18 protein-coding genes are annotated in these 16,207 nt (G+C 61.1%); 9 read left to right on the top strand and 9 right to left on the bottom strand.

The genetic code is table 11. The features are described 5' to 3' along the window. Positions 1–61: 61 nt before the first annotated feature. Genes IPM06_06250 through IPM06_06235 form a run of 4 tightly spaced genes read right to left on the bottom strand, consistent with a single transcriptional unit; the run spans position 62 to position 2,827 of the window. Positions 62–433 carry a helix-turn-helix transcriptional regulator gene (locus IPM06_06250; protein MBK8770015.1) on the bottom strand — a complete coding sequence of 124 codons (372 nt, stop codon included), beginning with the start codon at positions 431–433 and terminating at the stop codon, positions 62–64. Positions 434–439: 6 nt separating this feature from the next. Further along, positions 440–1,021 (bottom strand): Smr/MutS family protein, encoded by a 582-nt coding sequence (locus tag IPM06_06245; protein MBK8770014.1) that lies wholly within the window; start codon positions 1,019–1,021, stop codon positions 440–442. Beyond that, positions 1,018–2,148 (bottom strand): MltA domain-containing protein, encoded by a 1,131-nt coding sequence (locus IPM06_06240; protein MBK8770013.1) that lies wholly within the window; start codon positions 2,146–2,148, stop codon positions 1,018–1,020. Before IPM06_06240 ends, IPM06_06245 begins: the two co-directional genes overlap by 4 nt. Then, positions 2,132–2,827, bottom strand: coding sequence for a Tim44 domain-containing protein (locus IPM06_06235; GenBank protein MBK8770012.1), 696 nt, complete (start codon positions 2,825–2,827; stop codon positions 2,132–2,134). The genes IPM06_06240 and IPM06_06235 overlap by 17 nt, the downstream gene beginning before the upstream one ends. A 190-nt stretch (positions 2,828–3,017) precedes the next feature. Here IPM06_06235 and secB point away from each other — a divergent pair, with 190 nt between their 5' ends. Next, on the top strand, positions 3,018–3,590 hold the full coding sequence (secB, locus tag IPM06_06230; GenBank protein MBK8770011.1) for a protein-export chaperone SecB: 573 nt from the start codon (positions 3,018–3,020) through the stop codon (positions 3,588–3,590). 11 nt (positions 3,591–3,601) lie between these two features. On the opposite strand, the gene dnaQ is transcribed toward secB, so the two are convergent. From dnaQ to IPM06_06210, 4 genes are read right to left on the bottom strand one after another with little or no spacing between them, the layout of a single operon-like run. Beyond that, positions 3,602–4,300, bottom strand: coding sequence for a DNA polymerase III subunit epsilon (gene dnaQ, locus IPM06_06225; GenBank protein ID MBK8770010.1), 699 nt, complete (start codon positions 4,298–4,300; stop codon positions 3,602–3,604). Continuing rightward, positions 4,297–4,893, bottom strand: a complete 597-nt coding sequence (locus IPM06_06220; protein ID MBK8770009.1) for a dephospho-CoA kinase — start codon at positions 4,891–4,893, stop codon at positions 4,297–4,299. Before IPM06_06220 ends, dnaQ begins: the two co-directional genes overlap by 4 nt. Continuing rightward, on the bottom strand, positions 4,890–5,729 hold the full coding sequence (locus IPM06_06215; protein ID MBK8770008.1) for a shikimate dehydrogenase: 840 nt from the start codon (positions 5,727–5,729) through the stop codon (positions 4,890–4,892). Before IPM06_06215 ends, IPM06_06220 begins: the two co-directional genes overlap by 4 nt. Next, positions 5,726–6,307: a Maf family protein gene (locus IPM06_06210; protein MBK8770007.1), complete on the bottom strand. Its 582-nt coding sequence runs from the start codon at positions 6,305–6,307 to the stop codon at positions 5,726–5,728. The genes IPM06_06215 and IPM06_06210 overlap by 4 nt, the downstream gene beginning before the upstream one ends. A 302-nt stretch (positions 6,308–6,609) precedes the next feature. Here IPM06_06210 and IPM06_06205 point away from each other — a divergent pair, with 302 nt between their 5' ends. From IPM06_06205 to IPM06_06170, 8 genes are all read left to right on the top strand, one after another. Further along, a complete protein-coding gene (locus IPM06_06205; protein MBK8770006.1) occupies positions 6,610–7,650 on the top strand; it encodes a uroporphyrinogen decarboxylase in 1,041 nt (346 codons plus the stop codon). Next, positions 7,647–8,078 (top strand): protoporphyrinogen oxidase HemJ, encoded by a 432-nt coding sequence (gene hemJ, locus IPM06_06200; protein ID MBK8770005.1) that lies wholly within the window; start codon positions 7,647–7,649, stop codon positions 8,076–8,078. Before IPM06_06205 ends, hemJ begins: the two co-directional genes overlap by 4 nt. 132 nt (positions 8,079–8,210) lie before the next feature. Next, the gene (rho, locus tag IPM06_06195) at positions 8,211–9,494 is read left to right on the top strand and encodes a transcription termination factor Rho (GenBank protein ID MBK8770004.1); all 1,284 of its coding nucleotides are present in this window, start codon (positions 8,211–8,213) and stop codon (positions 9,492–9,494) included. A 54-nt stretch (positions 9,495–9,548) separates the two neighbouring features. After that, positions 9,549–10,862 (top strand): tRNA uridine-5-carboxymethylaminomethyl(34) synthesis GTPase MnmE, encoded by a 1,314-nt coding sequence (mnmE, locus tag IPM06_06190; protein ID MBK8770003.1) that lies wholly within the window; start codon positions 9,549–9,551, stop codon positions 10,860–10,862. An 87-nt stretch (positions 10,863–10,949) separates the two neighbouring features. Beyond that, positions 10,950–12,824 (top strand): tRNA uridine-5-carboxymethylaminomethyl(34) synthesis enzyme MnmG, encoded by a 1,875-nt coding sequence (gene mnmG / locus IPM06_06185; protein MBK8770002.1) that lies wholly within the window; start codon positions 10,950–10,952, stop codon positions 12,822–12,824. Continuing rightward, the gene (gene rsmG, locus IPM06_06180) at positions 12,821–13,444 is read left to right on the top strand and encodes a 16S rRNA (guanine(527)-N(7))-methyltransferase RsmG (GenBank protein MBK8770001.1); all 624 of its coding nucleotides are present in this window, start codon (positions 12,821–12,823) and stop codon (positions 13,442–13,444) included. The genes mnmG and rsmG overlap by 4 nt, the downstream gene beginning before the upstream one ends. 16 nt (positions 13,445–13,460) lie before the next feature. Further along, positions 13,461–14,270 (top strand): ParA family protein, encoded by an 810-nt coding sequence (locus IPM06_06175; GenBank protein ID MBK8770000.1) that lies wholly within the window; start codon positions 13,461–13,463, stop codon positions 14,268–14,270. A gap of 52 nt (positions 14,271–14,322) precedes the next feature. Continuing rightward, a complete protein-coding gene (locus tag IPM06_06170) occupies positions 14,323–15,183 on the top strand; it encodes a ParB/RepB/Spo0J family partition protein (GenBank protein ID MBK8769999.1) in 861 nt (286 codons plus the stop codon). On the opposite strand, the gene IPM06_06165 is transcribed toward IPM06_06170, so the two are convergent. After that, positions 15,184–16,200: a hypothetical protein gene (locus IPM06_06165; GenBank protein ID MBK8769998.1), complete on the bottom strand. Its 1,017-nt coding sequence runs from the start codon at positions 16,198–16,200 to the stop codon at positions 15,184–15,186. Between the last annotated feature and the right edge of the window lie 7 nt (positions 16,201–16,207).

Below are 16,207 nucleotides of genomic sequence, written 5' to 3'. Positions count from 1 at the left end.
CGGTCCCGGAAAACGGGATCACATGGGCTCATGCTGTTCCAAAGCCCACCACTCCGCAAGATTATTTTGGAGCTTGAAGGAAAGCGCCTTCGAGGATGGCGATCATACCATCGAGCTGTTTCTGGCTGAGGTGCTCGATGCTGAGCGCCAACCGGTTGGCCAGTTCGGTAGCGCGGGGATCAAGTCCGGACGTATCAATCGTCACCCGCGGATGTGAAATTCGGGCCAGACCCAGAAGCTGTTCGGCATCATCCCAGATGACATTGAAATAGGCGATGATACGCTGAATCAGATACCAGGAGGGACGGCCACGCTTGCCATGCTCCAGCGCCGACAGATAGGCACTGGAAATACCGAGCTCCGCTGCCATGTCGGCGAGCGAGACGCCCTTGGCTTCCCGCAATTCCCGCAGACGGGCGCCGAAGGGGGTCATGGCACTCTATCCATGTTCGTGCACGCGACGGAGACGAAGGTAAAACGCGCCGCCGCCGCCATGGCGCGGATGCGCGGGTTGAAAGCCGGTGACGTGTTCGCGAAACACGTGTTCATGCAGCCAGTGCGGAACCTCGCGGCGAAGTCGCCCCTCTCTCTCGGGCGAATGAAAGAAGCCTGTGCCATGCAAGGTGTGACGCGCAAAGGGAGACGCGCCCTTCCCCGTGATGACAAGCACAAGCCGCGCGCCCTGGCGCCGCTGGTTTTCCACGAAGTGATAGAGTTGCATGCGCGCCACTTCGACGCCGTGACCATGAAGATCAAGACGGGCATCAGGCTCCAGTTGCCCCCGCGACAGGCGCTGGGCCGTGCGGCGGTCAAAAGCCGCAAGTGGTGGAGGTGCCGCGGCCAATGACGGCGCATGATGAAACGTCTCCCGGCGCTCGGGAGGGCCTTGCGTGGCCGCGACGCTTCGCGCAGGCGTGTGCTGTGCAGGGCCGGGCCGCGGCACTTTGAGCGGCGTGATGGTACGTTTGACCTCGTCCCACAGGGCATGATCATGCGGATCGTGGGCGGGGCGCTTGCTCATGGGAGGCCAACGGTCTTCGCGACGGCGTGCGGCAGCAGGACGGTCATGCGCCCCGGGCTCTTCATGTGGCCCGCGATCACGGCCGCATCCTCGCCCCATCCCCAGTAGAGATCACCACGGGCAAATCCGCGGATGGCGGAGCCCGTATCCTGCGCAATCATCAGGCGCCTGATATCGGGTTCCGCTTTCTGGGCCTCGGGTGGATATGACGTCTCCAGCCAGACCGGTGTTCCGAACATCCAGTTGGACCGGTCCACCGCCAACGAGCGGCCAGGTGTGAGATGGACGCGGGCCGCCCCAACCGCTCCAAGCGTCTCGTCGGCCACGGAGATCTCGCGGAAGAAGACGAAGGATTTGTTCTGCCACATCAAGTCGCGCGCTTCGGTGGGATGCAGAGTCATCCATGCCTTCAGCGACTGCATGGACATCTGTTCGCGCGGGATGATGCCTCGCGCTGCCAGCACGCCGCCGATCCCGGTGTAGGGCAGGCCGGATTTCGCCGCATATGACAATCGCAGAACTTCACCCCCCGGAAGCCGCACACGGCCCGATCCCTGGATGTGGAGAAAGAAGGCTTCCACCCACGTCTTCACCCAGCAGATTTCCAGACCCCGTCCATCCAGCGCACCCATCTCGATATCGCGGCGTTCGATGTAGGGCGAAGCCCTTCCCCCATCGCGCCGGCCATACCGCAGACCTGTCTGATGCTGTTCCTCTTCCGTGAAGGCCACGAGGTCGTCAGGTTTCCGGTGCAGCGGCACGGGGAATACCGCAGTCCGCGTGAGGCTTCCCTCCACTTCAGGCTCGTAATAGCCTGTGAACAATCCTGCGGCGCTTTCCAGATCGTGAACGCGGAAGGCCTTGAAGTTCGTTGCAAAGAAGGTGAGTGCATCGTGCGCCGACAGGGCCGCCCGGCACGCAGAAAGCCAATCCGCCCGGGAGCCCCCGAAGGAAACGAGGCGGGCAAAGCCAGCACCCCCATCCAGAATCTCATGGGCCTGCCGCTGGAAGGCGGCAAGCGCGAGCGTCAGTTCCTTGTCGCCCACCAACGGGATGCCGGACATGCCGACGGGGTCGAGCCGAACTCTTTTTGAAACAGGCCCCGTTTCTTCAACCGATGTCATCATCGGTGGCAACCAGCTTCCAGTTGGGGTCGCGGTTTGTCACGTCGCGCTCGAAGGTCCAGATGTCTTCCACCTCGCGCACGGCTTTGTCATCGCCTTCCTGAACCTGGCCGTCCTTCGCAACGACGGCCTGAATCATTTCGCTGCGGAAACGGATGGTGATCGAAGCGTTACGCCCATCGAGTGCGGCGCGCACGACATGGGCGCGGTTGACGCCAACAAACTGGAAGATGAAGCGGGCATCTTCGGCGATGCGGCGGTCGATGGCGCTGCTGAATGTCTGCAAGACCTCGCCTGCCAGCAATGTCTTGAGGGCGGACTTGTCACCATTTGCATAGGCGGTCAGGATCAACTCGTAGGCCCGCTTTGCGCCTTCGACGAAATCCGCAACCGTAAAGCCCGGTGACTTGTCAGCCACGGCTTGCAGCGCCTTCGCCGTGTCCGAGCCTTCCTCGGCAACGCCGTGCCAGACTGGCTTTGCCGGCTCCCTGTCCTGAACGCCCAGCGCCGGCTCGTCTGCTGCGGGAGCAGGGACATCCGCCTTGCGCGGCCTCAGCACGGTTACCTCCGCGGAGGGCCGTTCATTGCCCGAGCGCGTGCCGAGCACGGACTTCAGGCGCCACAGCACGATCAGTGCGACGGCAAGCAGGATGAGGTTGATGGGGTCAAATAGCGAGGACATCACGGTGGGGCGAGCCAAAAATTTGTCTGGAAAAGGGGATCGATCGGAAGACCATCATATAGAAACTTGCCGGGCGCATTCAAAGGGCAAAGCACAGCTTGCGGCAGATCATTGCAGGCGCAGGACCTTCATGTTAGCTGGCAAGCATGATTCCTGGCAATTGTCCGGGGAGCGGCGAGGAGATTCCAGTATGGCCAAGACAACCAAAACAGCAAAGCCCGCAGCGAAAGCGGCTCCCAAGGCGAGCGGCAATGGTTCGTCGGCCAGGAAGGCGGCACCGGCCCCCGTGGAAAGCGCGCCACTGTCAACGCCGGAGCCTGCTCCCGGAAGCCAGCCGAATTTCAAGATCCTCGGGCAGTATCTCAAGGACTTCAGCTTCGAAAACCCCAACGCACCAGCCTCGCTGGCGCCCCAGCAATCGCAGCCGGACATCAATATCTCGGTCAACGTCAATGCCCGCAACCTCGGCCCCAACGATTATGAGGTGGAGCTGCATCTCAACGCAAAGGCCACCGGTGGCGGGCGTGTGGTCTTCGCGGCCGAACTCCTTTATGCGGGCATCTTCCGGCTGGAGAACTTTCCGCAGAAGCTGCTGCAGGCGGCGGTGCTGATCGAGTGTCCGCGCATGCTGTTTCCGTTCGCGCGCCAGATCATCGCCGACGCCACCCGCAATGGCGGCTTCCCGCCGCTCATGCTGGACCCCATTGATTTCGCCAGCATGTACCAGCAGCGCATGAAGCAACAGCCGGCCGCACAGGCCTGAGCGGAGAGTACTCAGTTCGACCAGAGCGCAGCTGGTCCCAATGATTCCACAAGCGTCTGATGGGCCTCGCGCTCCTCGTCGGTCAGGCGGGGCGGCAGGGGCACGGCGCGTGCCTGCACCATATGCGTTACCTGGCTCGCAACCCGGATTTGCCCGACCGTCTTTGTGTCCGATGACATCAGGTTCAGCGCAGTCTGGCGGCCGCCAAGCAATTCGACGTACACATCTGCAAGGAGTTCCGCGTCCAGCAACGCGCCGTGCTTCGTCCGCTTGCTGTTATCGACGCCATAGCGCTTGCACAGGGCATCGAGGCTGTTGGACGCCATGGGGTGCTTGCGGCGCGCGATCGCGAGCGTGTCAACGACCTGCCCCATGTCGATCGGTGCTTTCTCCAGGTAGGAGAGTTCGGCATTGATGAAGGCCATGTCGAACGTGGCGTTGTGGATGACAAGAGTCGCATCCGAAACGAACTCGAGGAAATCCCCGGCGATTGCCTTGAACAGGGGCTTGTCGCGCAGGAAGGCGGAACTCAGGCCGTGGACCGCTTCGGCTTCGCGCGGCATGTCCCGCTCGGGATTGAGATAGACGTGGAACGTCCGCCCTGTCGGCACCTGGTTCAGCAATTCGATTGCGCCGATCTCGACAATGCGATGACCGTCAGCGGGTGAAATCCCGGTCGTTTCAGTGTCGAGAATGATTTCACGGCTCACAGGGCGTGTTCCTTGCGGATCTGGCGGAGAACCTCATGCACACGGCCGTGCAATTGGTCCAGGGTTCCATTGGTTTCGATGACATGGCCGGCGCGGGCGCGCTTTTCGACGTCCGGCATTTGCCTTTTCAGGATCATGGCCAGTTTCTCTTCCGTCATTCCGGGGCGGGCCATGGCGCGTTCGTGCTGGATCGCAGGCTGAGCCGAGACAACTACCGTCACATCCACATCCTTCTCCCCACCTGACTCAAAAAGAAGGGGAATGTCCAACGCCACGAGGCTATGGCCTTCCTTCCTCTGCGTGTCGAGAAAATGTTGGCGCCGCTTGCGAATTTCAGCGTGGACGATGGCTTCCAGCTTCTTCAGCAGTCCTGGGTCTGCCAGCACTAACCGGGACAACTGTGTCCTGTCGACTTTTCCATCAATGACAGCGGTGGGAGCAACAGGATTCACAAGGCCGCCGCCCTCAAGGCTGTCATAGAGGCGATGAACTTCCTTGTCGGCGTCAAAGACCGGAACACCTTTGGCCTGCAGAATACGCGCGACCTCGGACTTGCCCATGGCAATTCCACCCGTAAGTCCGATCACGATCATGGCCGGTATCCCGGATCAATGTCGCGGGCGATCAGAGTGTAAAGGTCTTCCGTCACTTCCGGGCGCTGGCCGAACCAGAGAGTGAAACCGCGCACTGCCTGATGCAGCAGCATGCCAAGCCCCGGCACAATGTCATGACCTGCGGCCTGTGCGTCTTGTAGGAAGGGCGTGATCAGCGGCACGTAGTTGATGTCGGTCACCACCGCACCCGAACGGAGGCGCTGGAATGGCACTACGATCTTGGCGCGGTCCGCGATGCCTGCGGATGTCGCGTTCACCAGGAGGTCTGCTTCGGGTAGTGCCCTGTCGAGTTCATCAAGGGAGAGAGGTGTCACGTCGCCACCGAACACGGCAGCGATCTTCTCCGCTTTTTCCGGTGTCCTGTTAAGGAGTAGGACGTGCCGGACACCGCAGCGAAGCAGTTCATCCACAAGGGCCCGCGATGTGCCGCCCGCCCCCAGAATGAGGACCGTCTTCTGTGCGAAGGAAAAACCGGGAAGCCGCCAGCGGATATTTTCCACGAAGCCTTCGCCGTCCGTTGACGTGGCCCAGGTCTCGCTGTTGCGAACATACACGGTGTTGATGGACCCTGTGCGTTTGCCCCGGTCATCGAGATGATCGACATGGTTGCAGGCGGGCTCCTTGTGGGGGAGCGTCACGTTGCATCCGCTGAGCCCTTGCGCCGGCAAACTCCTGAGGAACGCAGCAAGCTCTTCCGGACGTACTTCACGCCGGTCATACTCACCTTCAATGCCAAGCTGTCGAAGCCAATATCCATGAATCATGGGCGAGCGCGAGTGTTTGATGGGATAACCGATGACACAGGACTTGATCATTGGGGAATCAATCCCTCACTTCGCAAATAGGTGAGCAGGGGCAAGAGCGGCAGTCCCAATATCGTGTGGTCGCTCCCGTTCACCGCCTCCATGAGTCGGATGCCATGGCCTTCATAGTGGTAGGCTCCAACCGATGACAGGATATCAGGTCCGCAGTCCTGCAGGTAGGCATGCAGAAATTCGTCAGTAAACGTACGGAATGTGATGTCGGCATGATCCATGGTCCGCCATGTGATGGCGCCGCCCCTGGCACAACTCACTGCCGAGGTGAGACGATGGGTTTTTCCACGGAGCGCCAGAAGTTGTTGACGGGCCGTCTGCAAATCTCCGGGCTTGTTGAAATGCTCTCCCGCACACGTCAGTGTCTGATCCGCGGCGATGATGAGGTCCGCAGGTTTCATTCTTGACGTTGCCATGGCTTTCGCGTCGGCAAGTGCCGAGGCGAGGTCTTGTGGTTGCCCGATATAGCGATCCTTGAATTGCTCTTCGTCGACAGGGGGCGCAACGATGGAGTAGGTCACGCCGGCGCGGCTGAGCAGAGTTCTCCGGGCTGTGCTCTGCGAGGCAAGGATGATCATGCCATGGGCCTAGCACGGTGCGACGGGGTTCTGGAATGGAACCGCGTTTTCCACAGGGCTGGGGATAGTTGTGATGGAGAGCGCGTGGAAATGGACGGGTGGGGTGCCGAAAAATGGAGGTCCCTGAGGGTTGACGGGATCGCCCTGTTGAAAGGAGGGATGCCCCATGTTGAAAAGCGGGAAATGGCAAAGTTCTTAAAATTTGAGCCAATTTGTCGCTTGGGCTTGTGTTTGTCCCCGTTATCCGGGATTCCCACAGGCCAACAGACTCATCATAGATATATTTACTCTTTGTTAAGGACTTGGTTGTGGCGAAAGCGCTTCTCGATGTTTTGAATGGACGCACTCCGGAACGGCGTCCCGTCTGGCTCATGCGCCAGGCCGGGCGGTATCTGCCGGAATACCGTGCGGTGCGTCAGGAGGCTGGCTCCTTTCTTGACCTGTGCTACCGTCCCGATCTGGCGGCTGAAGTCACGCTGCAGCCCTTGCGCCGGTACGACCTGGATGCTGCCATCGTGTTCGCGGATATCCTGTTGGTGCCACATGCGCTCGGAACGGATCTGCGGTTTGTCGAGAACGAAGGTCCGGTGTTGTCGGTGGTACGTGACATGGCCGGGGTGAAGGCCCTGGCGGATGCGGCTGGGGCCTGGCAGTTTGAGCGGGTCTACGAGACATTGAACCGGCTGAAGTCGGCTTTGCCGGCTGATGTGGCACTGATCGGTTTCTGCGGTGCGCCGTGGACCGTGGCGAGTTATATGATCGAGGGCCGTGGTTCGGACCGGGCTCTGGCGCGGGCGGCAGCGGTGGAAGCTGCGCCGTGGTTCGAAGCTTTGATGCAACGGCTTGTCGCGGTGTCCGCAGATTATCTGGTGGGTCAGGTTCAGGCCGGCGCGGAAGTCTTGCAGATCTTTGACAGCTGGGCCGGCGATTTGCCCACAGGTCTTCGTGAGCGGTGGGTGCATGCCCCGATCCGTGACCTGATTGCACTTGTCCGGAAGCGCTGTCCGGCGATTCCCGTGATCGTGTTTGGTCGGGGCATCAGCGAGGGTCATGGCGCCCTCGCGCGCGCAGTTGCTGCCAATGCAGTGAGTGTGGAGCAGGGGACGCCGCTGGCATCCGTATTGGCGTCCCTGCCGGCTGGCGTTGCCGTTCAAGGCAACCTCGCTCCGGAGACGTTGCAGTCGGGGGGCGCGGCGCTCGTCGAGGAGGCCCAGGCAATTTGTGAGGAGGTTCCGATGAACCGTCACATCTTCAATCTCGGTCATGGAATTCTGCAGCATACGCCACCGGACCACGTCACACAGTTGCTGTCAGTGATCCGTGATCACGGGGCGGGCCGGTGATGTATGAGTGGCTGAAGGTTGTCCATCTCCTCGCGGTCATATCCTGGATGGCGGGTTTATTCTATCTGCCGCGTCTGTTCGTCTATCACGCGGACAAGCCTTTGGGCGGAGAGGCCGACCAGACCTTCCTCATCATGGAACGCCGCCTGTTAAAGGCGATCATGCGGCCTGCGGCGGTCGTGGTGGCTCTGAGCGGTCTCGGATTGCTGCATGTACTCTCGCTGTCATTGTCGGAGCCATGGCTCATCCTGAAGATTGTGGCAGTTGTGATGATGTTCGGGTTTCACGGCCTGCTTGAGCGTCATGCCTCTGAATTCCGTCGGAGCGCGCGGGTGTGGACGTCGCGTTACTTCCGGATCATTAACGAGGTTCCGACGTTGCTCCTGGTGGTGATCGTGATTGCCGTGGTGGTGCGTCCGTTCAGTTGACGGAGGTGGCCCCTTTTCAGGGGTCGCCACACCTGCTATAGGGCGGTTCTGCCATCCGGCAGATCCCTCCCCTTTTGGCCATACGCCGTGAGACATGCTCGCTGAGCTGGCCCGTTTTCAAGTGATTTTCCGATGACCATTCTGAGTGAATTGAAGGAGATCAAGCTCTCCGAACTGAAGCGCAAGTCGGCTGCCGAACTGGTCAGTCTGGCGGAGGAGCTTGAGGTTGAGAATGCCAGTTCGCTGCGGAAGCAGGAACTCATGTTCGCCATCCTCAAGAACCTTGCGGCGCGCAGCGTGGAGATCATCGGCGAAGGCGTCGTCGAAGTTCTTCAGGACGGTTTCGGATTCCTGCGGTCGGCGGAGGCGAATTATCTTCCGGGACCGGACGACATTTACGTGAGCCCCAGCCAGATCCGGAAGTTTGGCGTCAAGACGGGTGACACCGTCGAGGGCCAGATTCGGAGCCCCAAAGACGGGGAACGCTACTTCGCCCTCGTCAAGGTCAACACCATCAATTTCGAAGACCCGGAGAAGGTGCGCCACAAGGTGCATTTCGACAACCTGACGCCGCTCTATCCGGATGAGCGTCTGGAAATGGAAATTGCCGATCCGACGCGGAAGGATTTCTCGCCGCGGGTGATCGATATCGTGGCGCCGCTCGGGAAGGGCCAGCGCGGCCTGATCGTGGCTCCTCCGCGCACCGGCAAGACGGTGCTGCTGCAGAACATTGCCCATTCCATCACCACCAATCATCCCGAGTGCTACCTGATCGTCCTGCTGATCGACGAGCGCCCCGAGGAAGTGACCGACATGCAGCGTTCGGTGAAGGGCGAAGTGATTTCTTCGACCTTCGACGAGCCCGCAACGCGCCACGTCCAGGTGGCCGAAATGGTGATCGAAAAGGCGAAGCGTCTCGTTGAGCACGGCCGTGACGTGGTCATCCTGCTCGATTCGATCACGCGCCTTGGTCGTGCATACAACACGGTTGTTCCCTCTTCCGGCAAGGTGCTGACGGGTGGTGTGGACGCCAATGCCTTGCAGCGCCCCAAGCGCTTCTTCGGTGCGGCCCGCAACATCGAACAGGGTGGATCGCTGACCATCATCGCCACGGCGCTCATCGACACTGGCAGCCGCATGGACGAGGTGATCTTCGAAGAATTCAAGGGCACGGGTAACTCGGAAATCATCCTTGACCGCAAGGTTGCCGACAAGCGCGTCTTCCCGTCGATTGACATCCTGCGCTCCGGAACGCGCAAGGAAGAGCTGCTGGTCAAGGCCGACACGCTCAAGAAGACGTATGTGCTCCGCCGCATTCTCAATCCCATGGGTACTGTCGATGCCATCGAGTTCCTGCTCGACAAGCTCCGCCAGACCAAGGGCAACAGCGACTTCTTCGATTCCATGAACGCCTGAGAAGGGCCTTTCGGGTCGAGACCTGGGTCGCGGTAGTATCGATTCGAATCCGAAATGATCCGTGACGCCACCATTTTTGCCTTGTCCTCCGGTCCTGGTAGGGCCGGTGTGGCGGTGATCCGGATCAGTGGGCCGGAGGCCGGCTCAGTCTTCACGCATTTTGGGACAACCTCCCCGCCTCCTCGTCAGGCCGCGTTGCGCCGATTGCGGGATGGTGAGGGCGCCACGCTTGATGAGGCCCTTGTCCTGTGGCTGCCAGGTCCTGGAACTGCAACGGGCGAAGACATGGCAGAGTTTCACGTTCATGGCGCGCCCTCCGTGGTCCGCGCCGTCCTGACCTCCCTGGGAGATATTCCAGGATTTGGACCGGCCGAGCCGGGCGCCTTCACGCATCGTGCCTTCCGGAACCGCCGTCTTGACCTTTTGCAGGTCGAGGGGTTGTCAGATGTCCTTCAGTCCGAAACGGAGGCACAACGCCGGCTTGCAATGCGGCAGTTCCTGGGGGAGGCGAGTTCCATCTATGAGGGGTGGCGCAAAGGACTGCTGCGGGCTGTGGCGCTGGTGGAAGCCGCGATTGATTTTTCCGATGAGGATGACGTTGCGCTGCGCGCCGCAGATGAGGCGGCAGTGGTTGCGCGTGATTTGGCCGGGTCTTTCCGGCGAGCCATGGATCAGGCCGACGGCGCGGCGCAGGTCAGGCGCGGGCTTCGCGTGGTACTGGCTGGCGCACCAAACGTTGGGAAGTCTTCGCTGCTCAATTGGCTGGCCGGACGTGACGCTGCGATCGTGTCGCCACAGGCGGGAACCACGCGGGATGTGGTGGAAGCACCGGTCGTGCTGGGCGGACTGCCCGTGATGATTGCCGATACGGCGGGATTGCGCGAGGACAGCGCCGACGCGATTGAGCGCGAGGGCATGCGAAGGACACGTGCGGCGGTCGACGATGCCGATATTCTGGTATGGCTGGAGACAGCCGGTGGGACAGGCGAAGTCAGGCCGTCGCGGACTCCCGAATTTCGGGTCTGCACCAAGGTCGATCTCGTGCATTGTCTGGACCGCCACGCGGTATGGCCACTCTCGGTCAAGTCGGGAGAAGGGCTGGAGGAATTCCGGCGCGCGCTCGAAACTTTGATTCGTGAGCGAAACCATCTCGGGCAAGATGCGGTAGTTGTGCGCGAGCGCCACAGGATCGCACTGCAGTCGGCACTCGATCATCTTCACCATGTGGAGCAGGCGCGGGCACTGGGGCTTGAGTTCATGGCGGAAGACATGCGAAAGGCGGCCGCAGCACTCGCTGGCATTACGGGTGTGGCCAATGTCGAGGATGTGCTCGGTGAGATCTTCAGCGCCTTCTGTATTGGCAAATGATGTTTCACGTGAAACGCAAGCGCATTTGCGCCGAATGGTAAATGGTCCGTTAACGGATCAAGACTCAACAAGGTGGACCTCGGTTCGATGACAAACAGATTCGATGTCATTGTCATTGGTGGCGGACACGCAGGTTGCGAGGCCGCAGCAGCATCGGCGCGGATCGGTGCGCGTACTGCCCTCCTCACACATCGCTTCGCAACGATTGGCGAGATGTCCTGCAACCCTGCCATTGGCGGACTGGGCAAAGGTCATCTCGTCCGCGAAATAGATGCGCTGGACGGCCTCATGGGACGCGTGACGGATGCCGCCGGAATCCAGTTCCGCATGCTGAACCGCTCAAAGGGCCCGGCCGTCAGGGGACCGCGCGCGCAGGCCGACCGGAAGCTCTACCGGCAAGCGATTCAGGCCGCCATGCAGGAACAAGACAATCTGAAGGTCATCGAAGGCGCGGCGTGCGGACTTCGAATCATGAATGACCGCGTCACCGGCGTATTCCTTGAGGACGGGCGCGAGCTCTCCAGTGCCAGTGTCGTGCTGACAACCGGCACCTTCCTCAATGGCCTCATTCACATCGGCGAGAAACAAATTCCAGCGGGTCGCGTTGGTGAAGCTCCGGCACGGGGTCTTTCGGAACAGCTGAAGTCCTGGGGTCTCGCGCTGGGCCGCCTCAAGACCGGTACCCCTGCCCGCCTCGACGGCCGTAGCATTCACTGGGCGGAACTCGAAGAACAGCAGGGCGACCAACCACCCGAGCCCTTTTCCTTCCTCACCCGCGAAATCACGACGCCCCAGGTCTCCTGCCACATCACCAACACCACGGCGGAGACGCATCGTATCATTGCGGAGAATATTCGGCGCTCGCCTCTCTACTCAGGACAAATCTCGGGAGTTGGCCCAAGGTACTGTCCGTCCATTGAAGACAAGATTCACCGGTTCGCCGACAAGGAACAACACCAGGTCTTCCTCGAACCGGAAGGTCTGGACGACGATACGGTCTATCCCAACGGCATCTCGACTTCCCTGCCGGAAGACGTGCAGGACGCGTTCATCCGGACCCTGCCCGGTCTCGCGGACGTCCGCATCATCCGGCACGGCTATGCTATCGAATATGATCACGTCGATCCGCGAGAGCTCGACCGGGCACTGGCCGTCAAATCCGTTCCCGGCCTCTATCTGGCGGGGCAGATCAACGGCACAACGGGTTATGAGGAGGCTGCGGCGCAGGGATTGATTGCCGGACTGAATGCCGCCCGGTCCGCCGCCGGCAGCGATCCCGTCACGTTCGACCGGGCCGATGGATACCTCGGCGTCATGGTCGATGATCTTGTGACGCGGGGGGTCTCAGAACCGTACCGGATGTTCACCAGCCGAGCCGAATTTCGCCTCAGCCTGCGGGCGGACAATGCCGACGAGCGGCTGACCCCCAAGGGTATCTCCGCAGGTCTTGTCGGCACCACACGCAAGGGCGCCTTCGCCGGCCGCATCGCCCAGATCGGCCGCGGGCGGGACATGGTCAATGACCTCAGGCTCACCTCTGCGGCGGCCTTGAAGGCCGGACTCAAGGTCAACCAAGATGGCCAGACCCGCTCGGCCTTCCAGCTTCTGTCCATGCCCGACGTCAGCCTTGATCGCCTGGGCGTCATCTGGCCCGACCTCAATTCCCTGCCGTCCCATGTGCGCACGGCCATCGAAGCGGATGCGTTATACGCAGGGTATGGCGAGCGGCAGAAACGCGAGATCGAACTGTTTCGTCGGGATGACCAAGAGGCCATACCTCCGGACATGGATTTCCATGGGCTCCCGGGGCTCTCGATGGAATTGCGCCAGAAGCTGACCCGGGTTCGGCCCCAGACCGTGGGCCAAGCCAGCCGGATCGATGGCATGACCCCGGCCGCACTCATCTGCATCCTGAACGGCATCTCGAAATCCCAGCGGCGCAGGACGGGAACGGAAGAATGACCGAAGCCGAAGCTTGGGCGGTGGCCGAGGGTCTCAATGTTTCACGTGAATCATGGACGCGCATCTCAACCTTCGTGGACCTGCTGCTCCGCTGGCAGCAACGCATCAACCTCATTTCGCCCGCCACCATTCCGGAGGTGTGGAACCGGCATGTTCTCGACAGCCTCCAGCTGCTTCCCCTGATGGCCACCCGGACGGGAAGCTTTGCCGATCTGGGATCGGGGAGCGGATTTCCGGCCCTGCCGCTTGCAATTGCAAGCGGCAGGGAAGTCCATCTCTACGAGTCCAATGGGAAGAAGGCGGCCTTCCTCAGGGAAGCCCTCCGGGTTTGCGCCGCACCCGGCAAAGTCCACCTGAAACGTCTGGAAGAGGTGGGAACCGGGACGGTAGCCGAGGTGGCCTTCGTCACAGCCCGCGCCTTGGCGCCCCTGGAGGTGCTTCTGGGCTGGGCAGAGCCGTTTCTGACCGCCGGGGCCACGGGGCTTTTCCACAAGGGCCAGGACGTCGACGCCGAATTGACCCGGGCCGCAAAATCTTGGAGAATCCGGTTCCGTAAGCACCAGAGTTTGACCGATTCGCGAGCTGTCATTCTTGAAGTTGAGGAAGCCGCACGTGTCTGAAGACAACACCCAGCCGATCGAAGACGCCACCCCGCACCGCCCGCGGATCCTTGCCATCGCCAACCAGAAGGGCGGCGTAGGCAAGACCACGACTGCCATCAACCTCGGAACCGCTCTTGCGGCCGTGGGCGAGACTGTCCTGGTGATCGACCTCGATCCGCAGGGTAACGCCAGCACCGGGCTCGGCATCCACCGCAGCCCGAATCAGAAATCGTCCTACCACGTCCTGATCGGCGAGGCCGAACTGACCGACGTCATCCGCGATAGCGGCATTCCCAACCTTCAGTGCGTCCCCGCAACGATCGACCTGCTGGGAGCCGAACTCGAACTGGCCGATTTTGACCGCAAGACCTACCGCCTGCAGGATGCCATCCAGCGCATGACAAGCACGGGCAAGACCTACTCCTACATTCTCGTGGATTGCCCGCCATCGCTCAACCTCCTGACGATCAACTCGCTGGCCGCGGCCGATGCCATTCTGGTGCCGCTGCAATGCGAATTCTTTGCGCTGGAAGGCCTCAGCCAATTGCTGAAGACGGTCGAGCGCGTGAAGGCCACGCTAAATTCAAAGCTCATCATCCAGGGCGTGGTGCTCACGATGTATGACCGGCGCAATTCGCTCTCGGAGCAGGTGGCGCAGGATGTGCGCAGCGTGCTTGGTGAGAAGGTCTACGAGACCGTCATCCCGCGAAATGTGCGGGTCAGCGAGGCTCCGTCCCATGGCCGTCCGGTGTTGCTGTATGACCATGACTGTGTCGGCTCTCAAGCCTACATCAAACTCGCCTCGGAGGTGATCCGTCGCGAACGTGAACTGCGGGCGGCGTGAAAAGCCGAAATGCGTGCACCAGAATAAAAAGAAATTAGAGGACTTAACACCTATGACACAGGCTCAAAAGCGGCGGCTGGGCCGGGGACTTGCGGCACTGATCGGCGATGATGTCGCCGAAGAAACCGTCGTTGCCGACGTGCGGAGCCTCAAGCATGTGCCGATCGAAATGATCAGGCCCAATCCTCTCAATCCACGCAAACATTTCGCCGAGGATGATCTCGAGACGTTGGCGAAGTCCCTGCGTGACAAGGGGCTGCTGCAGCCGATCGTCGTCAGGCCCGCGGGCAGCGGCACATTCGAAATCGTGGCGGGCGAACGCCGCTGGCGCGCAGCCCAGCGTGCGGCCATCCATGATGTGCCCGTGCTGATCCGTGAGCTGGATGACCGCGAAACGCTCGAGATCGCGCTCATCGAAAACGTCCAGCGCGCCGACCTCAATCCTCTGGAAGAGGCCCGCGCCTACAAGCAGCTCATTGACCAGTATAGCTATACCCAGCAGCAGCTCGCCGACTCGATCGGCAAAAGCCGCAGCCACATCGCCAACACCCTGCGCCTCCAGACGCTTCCTGAGTCTGTTCTGGGGTTGATTGAAAACGGAACGCTGTCGGCCGGACATGCCCGTACGCTGGTGGCCACGGACAGCCCGCACGAACTGGCGGAGAAGATTATCAGCCTCGGAATGACCGTGCGGCAGGCCGAAGATCTCACCCGCACGACAACGCCAAAGACGAAGGCAAAGGCCGCCGAAAAAGACGCCGACACCCGGGCCATGGAAAAATCCATGAAGGACGCCTTGGGCTTCTCGGTCTCCATCAGTCACAAGGGAGAGGGCGGGCAGGTCGTGATCAGCTACAAGGATTTCGACCAGCTTGATGACGTCTACCGGCGGCTGACACGGCCCCTCGACTGATCAGCCGCGCAATCCGCGGCGCGCCTCGGCGGCAAGCGAAAAGAAAAGACGGCTGACCAGTTCATTCGCCAATGCGGCATGGCGGCGCGAGTCCTCGACAGTCTTCTCGATTGCCGACTGTGCCCGCACCAGCGATTCACTGTCAAAGGCGCGAAGCTGATTGGAAAAGGCCTGCTTGCGGGCAAAGAACACCGGAGGCTTCGCACTGCGCAGCGCTGACTCGATGCCACCCAAGCGGTCAACATCTCCGCGCAAGGCTGCCAGCCGCGCCACATGGAGCGACAGGAGCGGGAGGATCGAGCGCCAATCGCTGTCGTCGAGTGTATACATCATCCGGTCGGCCGCGACGGAATCACCCGCAAGTGCCGCATCAATCAACGCATCGATGCCAAAATTCACCTGGTCCCCGCAACTCGCGACGACATCATCGGACGTTATTTCGTTCTGCCCGCGGGCGTAAAGCGCAAGCTTCTCCGCTTCGCCCAATGCCACCGCGCGGTCGGTTCCACACAAGGCCATGAAGCGGTCAGCTGCTTCATCGTTCATGCGCAAACCGTCCGCCGTCAATCGTGCCGTGACAAGCTCCAGGATATCGGATGGCCGATCCTCGTAGATCGGAACGACCAGAACATCCGCCGCTCGCTCACACAATGTACGCAAGGCGGAAGACTTGCCGAGGCTTCCTGCCTGCAGCAGCAGAAAATTTCCACGGGGAGACAGGGCAAGGGCTGGTTCGATCACCTTCGCATGCTGGTCACTGACATCGGTCAGCAACACCAGTTGCGGGCCACCCAGGAATGATTGGGCGCGCAGGGCGTCATCGAGGAGTGCCGGATCCGACTTGAGGACAGAGGATTGCAGCCGCGTCACATCTTCCGCTGCCGCCATGGAACGGACAATCTGCTCCACCACGCCTGCCACGCGCGACTCATCGCTTCCATAGACCAGGACGCCCCGCAGGCTGGCCTTGCCCCGTTTGAGGGCCGCCGCCAATTCGGCCTCGCGTACGGTGGCCAAGGAAAAA

The organism is Hyphomicrobiales bacterium, from assembly GCA_016710435.1.
In the GTDB taxonomy this organism is placed as follows: Bacteria; Pseudomonadota; Alphaproteobacteria; order Rhizobiales; family Aestuariivirgaceae; genus Aestuariivirga.
Note: the sequence above shows the minus strand (reverse complement) of the source record. Positions and strands in the feature narration are given on the sequence as shown.